Here is a 15,859-nt window from a genome sequence, read left to right on the forward strand (position 1 = left end):
TCTATCTTCTAGTTACCTGCTTTAACCCGGTTTTGTTCGGCTGATGTGGCTGAATTCCGGTCACGGGCTCCTTTTACGTTCTGGTTACCAAAGCGGTAGGTAAACGTCAGTCTGATCTGGCGACTCTCCCAGCGCGACCCAACCCGGAAGTCAATATCCTGAACCATTGCCCGTCCCCGGAACTGATTCAGCCAGAAAGGGTCGTTAACGTTCAGCTTGATATTTCCTTTGCCTTCCATCACTTTTTTCTGAACCCCAATGCTAAACCCGCCCATTGGCTGAGCCCGGTAGAACCCGTACTGTGATGCTGAATTGAACCAGCCCGACACTTCGGCCGACAGGGTTTTGCTCAAGGTAAAGTTGTTTGATGTGTACAGATTGAAAGCCACTAGCTTCACCTGATACGGTGTTCCCGAATAGAAAGTCTGGTAGTTCTGATAGTACGTATTCACGTTATTCTGCATCCGCCACCATTTGGCAACCGACACCGGGAAACTGACATTCAGGTTCAGATTGTCCAGGTGACCCAAGTTTTCGGGTGTTACGTAGGTGATGTTCTGAGCAGCAATCTGGCGGGGTGTTTCCTGGTTGATAAAATCTGTGGTGCGGCTGAAACCGAGTGTCGTTGAAATAGCTCCTTTGTACACGTGCGTCAACTCAACCGAATTGGTGTACTGTGGCCGCAGAAACGGATTACCCTGCTGATAGGTGTAGGGGTCCAGATAGAACACAAATGGATTCAGGTTCTGGTAATCGGGCCGGTCGATCCGGCGGCTGTACGACATGTTCAGCACGTTGTTCGTATCCAGTTGACGAGACAGAAACACCGTTGGAAACAGGTTCAAATAGTTGCGATCCACCGTCTGGTTGAGCGTTACCGACGTGCCCGTTGAGTGGGTATGCTCCGCGCGAAGTCCTGTCTGTACCTTTAGCTTACCGAATTTACCGGCGTAATTAACGTAAGCCGCGTTGATATTTTCGTTGTATTTGAACTGATTGGACCGACTGGCATCGAACAGCCACTGTTTTGTTTCCTGCTGCAGTGTATCGTAGATGGTGTTGTTGTCTGCATCGACAAAACTGCTTTTTAAACCGGCTTCCACTTTGCTACCGTTCTTCAACGGATGTACGTAATCGGTTTTGAAGGCCATGATGTTGATCTCAGATGGCATGTTATTGCGTACATCCTGGTTGGGGCGGGTCAGCGAATTATCCGCGTTGTAGTAGACTGTGCTCAGGTTGTTATTATTTTTTCCACCATAATGAACGTAGTCGGCATCGACGGTCCACTCGCGGCCTTTGCCATCGAAATCGTACTTATAGTTGACGTTGCCGGTCACGTTCGACATGAACTGACGGGCGTCTGTCTTGGTCGTGGGGCGGCTGGTCAATCGGCGATTTTCGTCGCTGATCAGTGTATTATTCTGCCCACCCGACCGCCAGTCGTTCGAGAAACCGTTGAACAACACACCCACCGTACTCTTCTTATTGATGTAATAGTCCAGCCCGGCTTTGTACGAATGACCCGTAAACTGATTTGGCCGGAAGGAATACTGATCGAAATACGTGATCTTACCGTTGTACGGAATAGCCCGGTTGATTTCGTTGGTTTGGGCACTTTCCCGGTTCACGTAGCTGTAGTTGCCAAATACATTCAATTTTCCCTCGCGGTGATTGAGGTTCAGGGACGAGTTGAATTTCGGCAGATCGTCGCGGGCACCCTGCAAATTTTTTACCCAGCCGTAGCCCGTACCGACGATAAACGTACCATTGGTACCGAAATTCTTATTCTTCTTCATCTTAATGTTGATGATCCCCGAATTACCCGCAGCATCATACTTGGAGCCAGGATTGGTAATAATCTCAATTGATGCAATATTGTCACTGGGGGTATTTTTCAACAGGTTCGATACTTCCTGCTGCGAGAGGTAGGTCTGTTTGCCGTCGATGTAAACGATCACCCCGGCTTTACCCTTCAGCTGAATCTGGTCGTTCTGCCGGTCGATTGTGACGCCGGGTGCTTTTTCCAAGACTTCCAGTGCCGTATTGCCGCTAGACACAATGCTGTTTTCTACATTCATAACCGTCCGGTCAACCTGCTGCTCGATGAAGGGTTTCGTCGCCACGACCTTCACTTCGGTCAGGCTTTTGGTTTCATCGACCAAAGTCAGAGCGGGCAGTTCGACGGCCGGATTTGCTTCATTTATAGAGAACAGTGCGCTATACGTTTTGCTATAACCGATCTGCTGGGCAGCCACCCGGTAGTTTCCGGCACCAACGTTTTCAAAGGCATATTTTCCTTCGGCATCGCTGATGGCCCCTTTTACCAGCGTAGAGTCTTTTGCTTTCAGGAGCATCATAGTGGTAAACTCAAGTGGTTTACCCGCTACAGTACCCACTTGGCCGGTTACTGTTCCCCGTGTTAATACTTGCCCAAATGATGTTGATAGAGCAAATAGGCTTAAAAGGAATATTGGTAAAATCGTTTTCATGATCTTGGACTTTTTTCGGAAGGTTGCTTTATGTCATTCAGAAGTACATGGCAAAGGTAGGTAGTATGCATCGCAAAGTACCTGTTCTTACACAAGCGGTCTGAACGGCAGGATAAGCGGATTTTAATGGGGAGGGGGTATTTTTAGAAGGGAATTCGAGAGAAAGACACAGTCAAAAACGGAATGTTGCATTCACGTTTAACTTTTTTATCTACTTTTAAGCACATCCAAACCACCCTTTCATGGCGGCTCTCACAATAGTTTGGGGGTTATTAAACCTCGGCCTGGCAATTACTGTGTTCGTCATTTCATGGCGTAACTTTCGTATCTATTCCGAACGGTATGGAAGTCTGGCAACCGGCATTCTTCTTTTATTAACAGCAGCAATGTGTCAGTCTTCAGGAAAAAAGCAATCTGCCGGAGCCAATCCCGCTGCCTTCCAAACGACCATATCCAGTTCACTCATTCAGGACGACGGATTCCATTCGTACTCTGTTCAACTGGCCGACTTTGGCTTCTCTAAATTGACTCAGAGGGTAATTGTCAACCAATCGGATTCAGCCACCGCTCAGCTTAGCAGTTATGTCAATCTAACGGGCTTTATGTCGGGAATCAGCTGGACATCGATCTACACATCCGTTACGGTGGGGGCTGACCGGCATCTTCGGTACAATTCGTCCGGCACGCTACAATGGCTTTTGCTTGGTATACCACTTTACACACAAGCGAAACACTTTACGGGCGACGTACCTACTACTAATACAAAAGTACAGTGAGTTAGTAGGCAACCTGACTCACTGTACTTCAATAGTTTACAATTTTACACCTACCGCCCACACACTAGCGTCCGGTCCCTGCCCTGCCTTAAAGGGGCTATTAGGTTCGTAACGGAAGAACAATTTGGCACTGCCCCGGAAACCCAGCTCCGATGTCAGCCCCCAGCGAACGGTATTCAGATTGTAGGAGCCATGATCCCGAACCGCAGAGCCACCAACGGGCTTCACTTTCGTGTAACTATCCAGCCGAATACCGGCGTAGGCACCCAGCCCCAGCGTTAGCCCCGAACGGAACGACAGGTTGAACATAACGGGCAAATTGAGTTGGGCAATGACCAGTTTTGACTTGCGTAGATCGACATCCGACTGCTCGATGCTCAATTGATTGTTTCGTTCCACAAGGATGTTTCTACCCGCATCGGCCGACCGCTCGAACATGAAGTTGTTCCAGGCTACTTCGGGGCCGGTCACGAGCCGGAGCTTAGTGGCACCTTTCACGGAAAGTGGAATTCGTTTTTGCCAGGCCAGTGCCACGAAGCGCGAACCAAGGGGTCGGAAATCATAACCCGCCGGCATCGATCCGCCGAAGTTATTCAGCCCAACATACAGGCTAAAATCAGATGTGACGCGGTTAACCGATTTGTGGTAGCGGGTTGTCGAAACGCTGGAATCAGTTTTGATAATAACGGTCGTATTTTGAGCAAATACAGCGGTCGAAGCAGCGATTAAGGTGGTTGTGAGGAGGTGTTTGAACGTTTTCATGGTTGTAGTCAAGATTAAAGGTTTAGGAATAATTGAGTTGTTTCTTTTTCAGGTTGTATTCTTTTTGGCATTTGGCAGGAAGATGTAAGAACACCGGATGCAGGTTGCATGGCGGACAAAAAAAATCACCAACTCACTTTAAAATAATCCACAACTTTCTAAAAATCAGATCTTTATAGGTATAAAAAAATTAATTACCATACTCATTTAATGTGTAAACCGTCACGCCAGGCATAGCCTTTAGTAGTTTCACCATCAGTTCCCGGTGCGAAGCGCCAACCCCAACAACAACCCGTTTAGCACCCGCATTTCTTGCCCGGCTTACCAGATTCTGACACATACCTTCATTGCGGAGGGTCCAGTAATTGAGCATGTCACGTACTCCGTTTTCCGGAAACCCTTTCAGGCCAAACAGATAGTGGTTGCCATAAAAATTACCAAAGTCGGTCAGCTTATCCCATTCGGCCGTGTTAAAAAACGCCGTTCCTTTGCCCGCTCTGACAGCCGCATTCATCTGCCGTTGCAGGGCATTACTCTCGTTTAGTAAAGCGGCATACTTCCGGTAATCAGCCGAGTTGGTATCGGCTTCAATGGCTGTTTCAAATTGCTTGTAAAGGGAATCCGTTTTACCCCATGCCTCGCTCCAGGGCGTATTGTATTTCTGGCAATCCATCGGCATGATTTTCTCGAACTTCAGCGTTTGTGCAATTGGATGAAAGATGTTGTAGTATTCGTTCGTGCGACGGAAACCCAGATTTTTAAGCGAATCGACCGGGCCAAGTATCCGGGTAAAGGCGGCAATTTCTTCGTTGCCAAAGGCAGGTCGCAGTTTGTCGAGCAGATAAAACTGGTAAGACGCATTGCCAAAATCGTGCGTCAGGAATAAGGCATGGGCCAGTTTCATCCGCTCCTGGTGATAGTATGGGTACGTCTGCAAAAGCTTATACTGCCGCGCAATGAACGCCTTTGGATTTTTAGGCAGCTTGTACCCTACTTTTGTGAGGTACGCTAGCCGTTTATCAATGGCTTCTTTATTCCAGTGGCGATCCAGGGCATCGTAATCTTCAGGTGAAAGATTTTCGCCGAAAACGGCATCCGGTTTGAACGCAAGTGCTTTATTGATCGGGTACGAAAAGTCCTCGATGCTTTTCGTACCGTAGTCGTGCGAAGCAGCAATGAACAGGATTTCAAGGGGTTGGACCATTTTTGATTGAGCTTTTGCCAGAATTGACATGGCGATCAGCAGGAGCGTAACAGAAAATTTCATGGTCGTCGTGATTGTGTTTGTGAATTGATGAACCAAAGATGGGGCCTTCGAAATAGCCCGTTCACCTGTTTTCGACCAACCTCATTATCATGTCGGCAACCAGCCTCTTCAATCGACCAACGCCCTTCAGCTATTCCAACGGTCGTTGATCGGTTAAAAATGGGCGTTTGTCGATCCCGTTTGCGACAAACTGCCTCACTGACGTATTTCGTACGTCGGTAAAACTCCTGGACTTATGGCAATTCGCGTACCCGCTTTCCTGAACAATCGTACCCGCGTTCGTAACCTGCTCTACTTGCTGCTGTGTGGTACTATGATCCTTATGAATGCCTACGAGCCTAAAAAGAATGCGTATGTGTTCGAGCCATTGGAGATTTCGATCAGCGTTACGTTCTGGTTTACCGTTTGGTTCGAACACGCTTTTGTGCTTAACCGCTACCTTACCCGTCAAAAAATACTATGGGCGCTGGTTGGTTCAGTCGGGGCGTTGGGCGTTTTTATTGTACTCCGTTATCTACTGGAGCAAGTCTTTTTCTGGTACGTATTTGGCTTCACCAACTACGATCCGGACACGACCTTGCTCTATTACGCCAAGGATAATCTTTACTTTGCCTTCCCGGCCATTGGGTTGGGCCTGGCCTTTAAAATCATCGAAGACTGGCTTGTGCATCAGCAGGAACGTACCGAACTCGTTGGGGAGCGAAACATGGCCGAGCTGGCGTTCCTGAAATCGCAGGTAAATCCGCACTTCCTGTTCAATACGCTGAACAATATTTACTCGCTGGCCTACACTAAATCCGATGCCGCACCGGGTGCGATTCTGAAACTGTCGGAACTGATGCGCTATATGCTTTACGACAGCAATAACCGTACGGAAGAAAGTGGTCGCGTATTGCTGTCGAACGAGATCAACTACCTTAAAAATTATGTCGAACTCGAAAAGCTGCGCGTAGTCGATGCCAATGTGCAGTTTAGTATTGAAGGCAATACGGATCTGTACCGTATTGAGCCACTCTTGCTGGTATCGTTCGTTGAAAATGCGTTTAAGCATGGCGATCTAACCGACCCCAATCACCCGCTCGTTCTGGATTTGAGCGTTCAGAAGGGTAGATTGCGGTTCGATACACTCAATAAAAAGACAAGTCGGCAAACGGATGCCGTGGGTGGAATTGGCCTGACGAATGTGAGACGACGGCTGGAACTGCTCTACCCTAACCAACATACGTTGCATATTACGGATGAGGCCGATAGCTACGCCTGTTCGCTGGAATTGAGTTTATAAGTTGATTTTCAAACATCGTTTATGCGCTGTCTCATTGTTGACGACGAACCCCTCGCCCACGCTATTCTGAGCGACTACATTCAAAAAGTACCTTTTCTGGAACTGGTGGGTGCTACGACCAGCCCCATCGACGCTCTTACGCAGGTGCAACGGGGAACAGTCGACCTAGTGTTTCTGGATATTCAAATGCCGGAGCTCACCGGTATGCAGTTTTTGAAGTTGGTGGAGCGGGCAGTCGGCGAGAGCAGGTGCCGGGTAATTCTAACAACGGCTTACTCCACGTACGCACTGGAGGGCTACGAGCATAATGTTGTCGATTACCTGCTCAAACCGATTTCGTTCGAGCGGTTTTATAAAGCCGTTCAAAAATTATTTCCACCCGTTAAGGCTGAAAAGACCGACCTAACCCCGGCGGCTGCCGTACATGATAGCGTATTCACAGCGATACCGCCAGAAGCTACTACGAAAGATTTCATTTTCGTCAAGACCGAATACCGCTTGCAACGGGTTGACCTGAGTGAGATTTTATATTGCGAAGGCTTGAAGGACTATGTGTCCATTTACACCCCAACGGAGCGGATTCTGACCCTGCAAACGATGAAAAGCCTGGACGAAAAACTCCCGGTCAATCAGTTTGCCCGCGTCCACAAATCCTACATCGTTGCCCTCAATCGCATTGAATCCATCGAACGAAACCGCATTTTCATTCAAAAAGCAGTCATTCCCATTGGCGATACCTATCGGGATAGTTTTTATAAGTTGATTGACGGATAATTGCCTTTTATGTGGTGTCAGTTTCTCAAAACTGACACCACATAAAAGGCTACTCTTCTTCGCTGTTATTCAGCTTGGACAATAGGCCATACCCGCCGTTAATGACAATTGGCGTCTTTATCGGGTCTACATCACCGGGCAACGTAACGGCCACGTAGCCGTTTTCATGTACGCCCGTTTTAATTTCCACTTGTCTGAAATGATACATAGCAGCTTTGGTATCCTTCCGGTCGAGCACGTAAACGTACGATTTGCCCCCAAAACCAATGACAGCCGTTTCGGGCAAAGCGGTCAAAGGCTGGGTTTTCACATCGACCTGCGCCGTAATATATCCGCCCGGAATATAGTGGCTGGCATCGCCCTCCGGGTGAGCCAGTACCGAAATGGTGCGATCAGCCGCAATAGATTTACCGATCAGAAAAATCGTTCCCTGATGTTCCAGCGTGGCGTCGCCCCCCATGCCAAAACGGACCTTTTGCCCCGAATGAATACGACTGATATCTTTCTCGAAAACACTCAGGCGTACATGCAGGTGGTCTATGTTCGTAATCTGCACCAGCACATCGGATGGATTCACGAACCGGCCGTTGTTGGTAGGCACATCCGTAACATAACCCGACACAGGCGATGGCACGGTAATGGTTCGAACCATTCGTTCGGGCGTCAGGGTGGCTGGATTTATGCGGAGAATAGCCAGCCGTTGCGCCATGCCCGCCAGTTGCGCCTGTAAACTTTGCCGGTTGGCCCGAACCTGCTGGAAAACTTTCAGCGCATTGACATTATCCCGGCTCAGTTCCTGCTGACGGGCAAACTCCAGATCGGCATACTCCAGCTTGGCTTTGGTATCGAGGTAGTCCTGCTGCAGCTGAACGTATTCCGGATTTTCGAGTACCACAAGCGTCTGGCCCTTGCGGATACGCATACCCGGCTCAAGCTGAATCTGGCGGATATACCCACCCACCGGCACGGATACTGACACCAAATTCTGCGCGGGCACATCGAGTGATCCATTTACTTTTAAAGTGGTACTCAATGGCCGGAGAGTCGGTTGCCCCAGCTGGATAGCTGCCATGTCGTACTGTGCCTGGCTCAATTCCACCATCACTGGTCCACCGGGGGCTTCTTTCTCGCTTGTATCTTTGGCCGACGCCTGCTCGTTAAGGTTAGGGGTAGATTTGTTTTCTTCCGACGAATTACCGGACTGGCAGGCAGCGGCCCCAAACAGAACAGTGGCGACCAAAAGAGCTACCTGAAGGGAGTAACGCAAGTTTATGAACGGATGCATATAAATCTTGTGAAATACGGTGGGTTTAGGGGTTGCCCAGTACATAATTGATGTAAAGGACCGATTGATTGTAGTCGTTGAGCAGATCGACATAATTGGAACGGATCGTCAGGGCCTGCTGGAGCGCCAGCGAAAATTCGACATAGCCAATATCGCCACTACTAAATTCGCGTCTGGCATTGGTTTGAATGAGGGTTGCCTGTGCCAATCCATTCTGCTCATAATAGGTCAGCGCGTCGCGGTATTGCTCAAACTGCCGCACGGCCTGCGTCATCTGCTGACTCAGAGCAAACTGCTGCTGCTGCAACTCCGTCTGCGCCAGTTGCTCCCCAATACGGGCAGCATTGATCCGGGCTTTCTGCGCCTGCCCCAGCAGCGGCACCGAAATGCCGAGCTGCCCGCCATTGAAGCGGTAACCTGATCCGAAGTACAACTCCTGCCCATCAATCAGTTGATTACCAATCAGCGTTTGCGAGAACAACCCCACCACAAAATCAGGCTTGAGCCGGGCTTGCTCCACCAACCGGGTTTGCTGGGCTACGCGGATCTGCTGACTTAACTGCCGAAGCAGCGGATTCCGATTCAGACTAGCTGTGTCGGTGGGAATGAGCAGTGGTAGTTTGGTCAACGCCTGTTCGGGCACATCGACGGGCGCTAAACTGTAGAGCAGCGTTTGCAAGCGCGTCCGTACGCCAATCCGATTAGCTTCATTCTGCGCCAGCCGTACGCGCTGGTCGGCCAGCTGACTTTCGGCGGTTGCTTTTTCCAGACTGCCCGTCTCACCCGTCTTGAACCGAAGGTTGGCGGCCTGAACAAATTCAGATAACAGCGTATCCTGCTGCCGGAACAGCCGACCTTTCTGCTGTAAATACACCAGGTTATAATAGGCCGACTTCACCTGATACTGAACATCATTCCGGGTTACCAACACGCCGACCTCCCGACTAGCGACGGTTTCATCGTTCAGCGTAGCCAGTCGGCGCATAAGCGTTGGGTTGGGAATCGTTTGCGTAACGCTCAGGTTGTTATCGAACCGGCGGCTGTTGTACTGGCCCAGCATAGCCGTGGCCGACAGTCGCCCGGCATCATAGGCCGTTCGGCGGAGCGCCTGCTGCTGACTAACACCCAGCCCGGCAATCTGCACCTGTGCGTTGCGTGTTCCAGCCTGCTGAAGGGCCTGTTCCAGCGTAACAACCTGCATTTGTGTGCCCTGCGCCTGTATGTTACTGCCCATAGCCAGGAGTGTAAGCAGGATTATAGTAGCCACCGTAGTCGACTTTCGGGCCGCATCCGCTTCGTTTTCAACAGCTTTCTTTTCCATAAGCGAATAGAGTATAGGTAATACAATGAGTGTTAACAGCGTTGCGGTGAGCAGTCCCCCAATCACAACTGTGGCTAGTGGTTTCTGTACTTCTGCCCCTGCCGAATTAGAAATGGCCATCGGAATAAAGCCGAATGACGCAACCAGGGCGGTCATGATGACGGGGCGCAACCGTACTTCGGTTCCCTGCCGGATAATTTCGATCATGTCTGTCAATCCATCCTCATGACGGAGTCGGTTGAACTCGGCAATCAGCACAATACCGTTTAGCACAGATACCCCGAACAGCGCAATGAAACCCACCCCCGCCGAAATACTGAACGGCATGTCGCGGAGCAACAGGGCGAAGACCCCGCCAATGGCCGCCATTGGGATGGCCATGAAGATCAGTAAGCTCTGCCGAACGGAGTTGAACGTAAAAAAGAGAAGGGCAAAAATCAGCCCCAGTGCCAAGGGAACAGCGATCGTCAGTCTTTTCTTGGCATCGACCAAATTCTGAAACTGCCCGCCATAGGTTATGTAATAGCCGGGCGGAAATTTGATCTGCTGTCCTACTTTTTGCTGTAGTTCAGCCACTATACTTTCCACATCGCGCCCCCGCACGTTGAAACCCAGTGTAATCCGTCGGTGGGTATTATCGCGCTGAATCTGGTTAGGGGCCTGCTCCATCGTGACCGAAGCCACCTGGCTCAACGGAATCTGCCCACCCGAACCCGCTTGCCCCGTGGGTACAGAAATGTACATGTTCTGAATGTCCTCAATGCGCTGCCGCTTCTCGGCGGCCAGTCGAACCACCAGATCGAACCGTTTCTCTCCTTCAAAAACCAACCCCGCCGACTGACCGGCAAAGGCGGTATTGATCACCCGGTTCACATCCGACACGTTCAGGCCAAATTTGGCGATCTGCGCCCGGTCGAGCTTGATCAGAATCTGGGAAAGCCCGCCAACCTGCTCCACATACAAATCCTGCGCCCCGCCGATGGTCCGAACGACCCGGCCTACCTGATCGGCCAATTTGGCGAGCTGAGTCAGGTCATCTCCGTAGATTTTGAGGGCTACGTCCTGCCGGGCGCCGGTCATCAACTCATTGAATCGCATCTGCACCGGCTGCTGAAAGCCAAAGGTTACACCGGGAATAACGGACAACGCTTCAGCCATTTTCGTGGCCAATTCATCGCGGGTCGTGGCCGATGTCCATTCGTCTTTTGGTTTTAAAATCACCATCTGGTCTGCGGCTTCGATGGCCATTGGATCTGTCGGAATTTCGCCGGACCCGATCTTGGCAACGACCTGCTCTACTTCCGGGAACTGTTTGAGCAGAATCCGTTCGGCTTTCAGAGTGGCATCCACCGTTTCGGAAAGCGAACTGCCCGTTAATGTTCGGGTATCGACGGCAAAATCGCCCTCATCCAGTTGCGGGATGAACTCTCCGCCCATCCGGCCAAACAGAAATACGGTAACCGCCAGCAGCGAGACGGCACCGGTCAAGATAAGCAGTCGATGTTTGAGAGCCCGCAGCAGTAGCGGTTCATAAACCCGGTAAATGCGTTTCATAAGCCGATCCGACAACGTCTCTTTATGCACGATTTTCTTGCTCAGCATCAGCGCCGAAATCATGGGAACGTATGTGATCGACAGGATAAATGCGCCCAGAATAGCGAAAGCCACCGTAAGGGCCATTGGCCGGAACATCTTTCCCTCAATGCCCGAGAGAGCCAGAATGGGCAGATAAACGATCAGGATAATAATTTCGCCGAAAGCCGCCGATGAACGGATCCGAGCCGCCGACAGAAACACTTCTTCATCCATTTCGCTTTGCGTAAGGGTTTTATCCCGGTTACGTAACATGATGTGATGGAGCGTAGCCTCAACGATAATGACGGCCCCATCTACAATAAGGCCGAAGTCAATAGCGCCCAGACTCATCAGGTTACCCGATACCCCAAATAGGTTCATCATGGCAATGGCAAACAGCAGGGCCAATGGAATGACCGATGCCACCACAAAGCCCGCACGGAAATTACCCAGCAGCAAGACCAGCACAAAAATGACGATAGCGGCTCCTTCCAACAGGTTCCGTTCAACCGTACCAATGGCGCTGTTCACCATTTTTGTACGATCCAGGAATGGCACGATCTGAACACCTTCCGGGAGTGTTTTCTGAATCTCGGCAATTTTCGTTTTTACCCGTTTGATGACCGCTGATGAATTTTCTCCTTTGATCATCATCACAATGGCTCCTACCGATTCCCCCTCTCCATTGCGGGTTAAGGCCCCATACCGCACGGCCGAACCCATATTTACCTGCGCCACATCCCGTACGCGCACCGGTAATCCCTGGTCATTCAGGTGAATAACGATATCGGCAATATCATCCCTCGAATTGATCAGGCCATCCGAGCGAATAAAAAAGGCATTGGGTTGTTTGTCAATATACGCGCCCCCGGTATTCTGGTTGTTCTGCTGAAGGGCGGTGAAAATTTCGGTGATGGTGATGCCCATACTCCGAAGCCGGTCGGGGTCAACAGCAATTTCATATTGCTTCATCAGCCCCCCAAACCCGCTGACATCGGCCACGCCGGGCGTTCCCAATAACCCACGCCGGATGGTCCAGTCCTGTATAGTACGTAGATCAGTCAGCGAATACTTCGACTCGTAGCCTTTTTTAGGGATGACGGTATACTGGAAAATTTCACCCAGCCCCGTCGTCACGGGAGCCATTACGGGCGTACCGACGCCGGGCGGAATCTGGCCAACTACGTTCTGGAGCCGCTCGGCAATTTGTTGTCTGGCCCAGTACACATCGGTTGCATCGGTAAATACAACGGTGACGATGGAAAGGCCAAAGCGCGAAAACGAGCGAATTTCGACCAGATCCGGGATATTCGACAGGCTTACTTCAACGGGGAAGGTAACCAGACGCTCAATGTCTTCGGCTGCCAGCGATGGGCTGCTGGTAATAACCTGCACCTGATTGTTGGTAATATCGGGAACGGCATCAATCGGCAACTGCGTAGCCGACCAGCCGCCCCAGAGCACTAAGGCAAAGGTGAACAGACCAATGATCAGCTTGTTGCGAATGGAGAATTGGATGATTGCGTTTAACATGGGAGAGCAGCAGAATCAACGGACAGCCGTAGCTATCTGCTGGATAACTACGGCCAGGTGGTCTGACAACCACCAAAACCAACTGATTATAGAAATAATAAAAGACAGGAAAGAGAAACCCCGAAAGGGGGTAGACTATGCCACTGAACGGGCACAATGAGGCTTACAACAACTTGGTACTACGCTCGGGGCGGGTTGATTAGCGAAAAAACGGCCAGGAAAGAATAGAGGTCGGCCTTACTGAAAAAATCGGCTTTATGGGAAAGAATAGCCCCTACAACCGACGCGAAATGCAGCCGGACGGCGGTCGAGGAAAAAACGGGCACAGCATGACCTACTGTGGGCAGGTTGTGGTGACTGTGGTTAGGATGCTTCTGGTGCTCCGAATTGGCTCCATAGTGCATCCCCAGAAAATCCATAAAACTCAGTTGGGCGTCCGTTTGCCGGTGGTGTTTGTAATGCTGCATCAACTCGACCCACTTGGCCGACTGGTCAATGCCAAAGCCGGGCAGCAAACTGCTTCCCAACATCAGACCAGCCAAAAGTAGTGCGACAATTGATTTCATAAGACACCCGTGTCAATCCATTAACGGCAAGTAAATACGAAAGTTGCTAAAGCCAAACAAAGCCCGCTAATTTAGAACTAATCCATTGGATTCGCGTAGTACCGATCGAGACCGTCGCTGGACCATCGTTACAGTACTACGCTAAAAACTGAAGCAACTCAATTCGATTGTCGAACGGGTCGCGGAAGAAGAACCGTTGCCGACCGTCTATTTCGGAAGAATATTCGATGTCAATGCCCTGAGCGTTCAGGGCTTCCCGGGATTCGTCCAGATTAGCGACTTCAAATGCCGGGTGCCGCTTGGAGTAATTGCCGCCAGCCTCCTCCCGAAGGTGCAACTGAATATCGGCAACCTGAAACCAGATAGCTCCGGCAGGATGGTTACCCGGTATCTCAACAAGGCCTAACACCTGACCATAAAACTGTCGGGCACGGGCCGTTGCTCCTTCCGGAATGCAGAGTAAGACATGATCCAGGCGTTTGAATTGTATCATGGAAAGAAGGTTGGCAGGTAGAATTGTGTTTTTTTGTAGCCGAAAAATTGCTCCGGCTACAAAAAAACACAATTCTTAGTAAAATTTTGGCAGGGGGTTCAACGTCAAATTTTGCCGCTGATGCCAATATGGGTAAATAGTTGGCACCTCGCTGGCTGCGTCCAAGCGTTTTACCTGCTCTGTGGTGAGATTCCAGCCAACGGCGGCCAGGTTCTGTTTCAACTGCTCTTCATTCCGTGCGCCGATGACGAGCGTCGATACAGTTGGGCGCTGCAATAGCCAGTTGAGCGAAATCTGAGCCACCGTTTTGCCGGTTTCTTCGGCCAGTTCGTCCAGCACATCGATAATGTTGTAAAAAACCTCGTCGGAAATGGCAAAGGCCGGTACGGGACTTCCTCCCTGGGCCACGCGGCTATCGGGCGGGATAGGCTGATTTCGGCGATACTTGCCACCCAGTCGGCCAGCCGCCAACGGACTCCAGATAATGCCGCCAACTTTCTGGTCGATGCCCAGCGGCATCAGTTCCCACTCATATTCCCGGTTCACCAGCGAATAGTATACCTGATGACCGACGTACCGATTCCAGCCATATTTCTCGGAAATGGCCAGCGACTTCATCAAATGCCAGCCCGAAAAATTTGAACAGGCGATGTACCGTATTTTACCACTCTGAACCAGATCGTCGAGGGCTCGCAGGGTTTCTTCCACTGGCGTTACCCCGTCAAAACCGTGCATGTGGTAAATATCAATGTAATCGGTTTTAAGCCGTTTAAGGCTGCTTTCGCACTGCCTTATCAAGTGGAACCGCGATGAGCCCTGGTTGTTGGGTCCTTCGCCAAACGTAAAGGTGGCTTTGGTTGAAATCAAAACCTTGTCCCGAAGCCCCTGCAAGGCTTTACCCAGAATTTCTTCCGATAGCCCGTCCGAATAGACATCCGCCGTGTCGAACAGATTGACCCCGGCATCCAGACAAAGATTAACGAGACGGGCCGCTTCGTCGGTCTGCGTACTTCCCCAGGCTTTAAAAAAATCGTTTCCGCCCCCGAAGGTAGCTGTGCCAAAACTCAGCACCGGAACAGTCAATCCCGATGCGCCTAACTGCCGATAATCCATAATTCAGGTCTCTACTTTTGTCCATGAACACAAACCACAACCAGAAGTTTGCCGATAATCAGCGAACAGGGGCCTATTTTTTTGGTTAGTACGCCCAAAATCTATCTACTCTGGAAGCTCAATTGGAGATATCAAACAAGCATTAAGTTTAATTATAAATTTTAATGTAAATTTTATGTTTACATTAAATTAAAAATATAAATTTGTTTGACTTTCAACTACTGGTAACATTAGTCCCTTACTCGTTGATAGGAATCAGGATTTTCATAAAAGTACCCTCCGTAACTTAATCTTAAATTGTATGAACCGGTATTCTGTAGTCTATATGCTTAAAAAGCAGTACTACCATATTTCCTGTCGAACAAATTCGGAAGCCGTCTCAGTCCTCGACCATTTATTTTCGCTGGAAGGACATGCCCCTATTGGCATCTACGATGCAAAAACAGAGCTTTTTTACTGGGAGCCACAACGTCAGTACGAATACAACCGGGCTCAGATAGAAGAGCAGGGTAAACTCGGTGACCAGATAATCCGGATAGCACAAGCCCTGCGTTTAGCCAATCAAACAATAACTTATCAGCTAAAAACCGACCAATTAACCAGACTTACAGCCTAGGTAA

At 50.0% G+C, this 15,859-nt stretch carries 12 protein-coding genes; 4 read left to right on the top strand and 8 right to left on the bottom strand.

The genetic code is table 11. The features are described 5' to 3' along the window. Positions 1–8: 8 nt before the first annotated feature. The gene (locus NT073_RS20660) at positions 9–2,492 is read right to left on the bottom strand and encodes an outer membrane beta-barrel protein (RefSeq protein ID WP_297377231.1); all 2,484 of its coding nucleotides are present in this window, start codon (positions 2,490–2,492) and stop codon (positions 9–11) included. Positions 2,493–2,734: 242 nt separating this feature from the next. Between NT073_RS20660 and NT073_RS20665 the strand changes: the two genes are divergently transcribed. Then, the gene (locus NT073_RS20665; protein WP_297377233.1) at positions 2,735–3,268 is read left to right on the top strand and encodes a hypothetical protein; all 534 of its coding nucleotides are present in this window, start codon (positions 2,735–2,737) and stop codon (positions 3,266–3,268) included. A 36-nt stretch (positions 3,269–3,304) separates the two neighbouring features. Here NT073_RS20665 and NT073_RS20670 read toward each other — a convergent pair whose 3' ends face one another. Then, positions 3,305–4,030 (bottom strand): outer membrane beta-barrel protein, encoded by a 726-nt coding sequence (locus NT073_RS20670; RefSeq protein WP_297377235.1) that lies wholly within the window; start codon positions 4,028–4,030, stop codon positions 3,305–3,307. A 190-nt stretch (positions 4,031–4,220) separates the two neighbouring features. Then, positions 4,221–5,297 (bottom strand): DUF5694 domain-containing protein, encoded by a 1,077-nt coding sequence (locus NT073_RS20675; protein ID WP_297377236.1) that lies wholly within the window; start codon positions 5,295–5,297, stop codon positions 4,221–4,223. Between the two features lie 235 nt (positions 5,298–5,532). On the opposite strand from NT073_RS20675, the gene NT073_RS20680 reads away from it, so the two are divergent. Further along, positions 5,533–6,579: a sensor histidine kinase gene (locus tag NT073_RS20680; protein WP_297377238.1), complete on the top strand. Its 1,047-nt coding sequence runs from the start codon at positions 5,533–5,535 to the stop codon at positions 6,577–6,579. A 21-nt stretch (positions 6,580–6,600) separates the two neighbouring features. Continuing rightward, positions 6,601–7,353, top strand: a complete 753-nt coding sequence (locus NT073_RS20685) for a LytTR family DNA-binding domain-containing protein (protein WP_297377241.1) — start codon at positions 6,601–6,603, stop codon at positions 7,351–7,353. Between the two features lie 49 nt (positions 7,354–7,402). On the opposite strand, the gene NT073_RS20690 is transcribed toward NT073_RS20685, so the two are convergent. The 5 genes from NT073_RS20690 to NT073_RS20710 all read right to left on the bottom strand — a co-directional run bounded on the left by NT073_RS20690 (position 7,403) and on the right by NT073_RS20710 (position 15,239). Then, entirely contained in the window at positions 7,403–8,638 is a 1,236-nt protein-coding gene (locus NT073_RS20690) for an efflux RND transporter periplasmic adaptor subunit (protein ID WP_297377243.1), read from the bottom strand. A 25-nt stretch (positions 8,639–8,663) separates the two neighbouring features. After that, the gene (locus NT073_RS20695) at positions 8,664–13,067 is read right to left on the bottom strand and encodes a CusA/CzcA family heavy metal efflux RND transporter (protein ID WP_297377245.1); all 4,404 of its coding nucleotides are present in this window, start codon (positions 13,065–13,067) and stop codon (positions 8,664–8,666) included. 179 nt (positions 13,068–13,246) lie between these two features. Continuing rightward, positions 13,247–13,633, bottom strand: a complete 387-nt coding sequence (locus NT073_RS20700; RefSeq protein WP_297377247.1) for a hypothetical protein — start codon at positions 13,631–13,633, stop codon at positions 13,247–13,249. Between the two features lie 136 nt (positions 13,634–13,769). Then, positions 13,770–14,126 carry a VOC family protein gene (locus NT073_RS20705; protein WP_297377249.1) on the bottom strand — a complete coding sequence of 119 codons (357 nt, stop codon included), beginning with the start codon at positions 14,124–14,126 and terminating at the stop codon, positions 13,770–13,772. 75 nt (positions 14,127–14,201) lie between these two features. After that, positions 14,202–15,239, bottom strand: a complete 1,038-nt coding sequence (locus tag NT073_RS20710) for an aldo/keto reductase (protein ID WP_297377251.1) — start codon at positions 15,237–15,239, stop codon at positions 14,202–14,204. Between the two features lie 301 nt (positions 15,240–15,540). Here NT073_RS20710 and NT073_RS20715 point away from each other — a divergent pair, with 301 nt between their 5' ends. Further along, a complete protein-coding gene (locus NT073_RS20715) occupies positions 15,541–15,855 on the top strand; it encodes a hypothetical protein (RefSeq protein ID WP_297377253.1) in 315 nt (104 codons plus the stop codon). Positions 15,856–15,859 lie beyond the last annotated feature (4 nt).

Origin of the sequence: Spirosoma sp. (genome assembly GCF_026391055.1) — a bacterium.
Classification (GTDB): Bacteria; Bacteroidota; Bacteroidia; order Cytophagales; family Spirosomataceae; genus Spirosoma.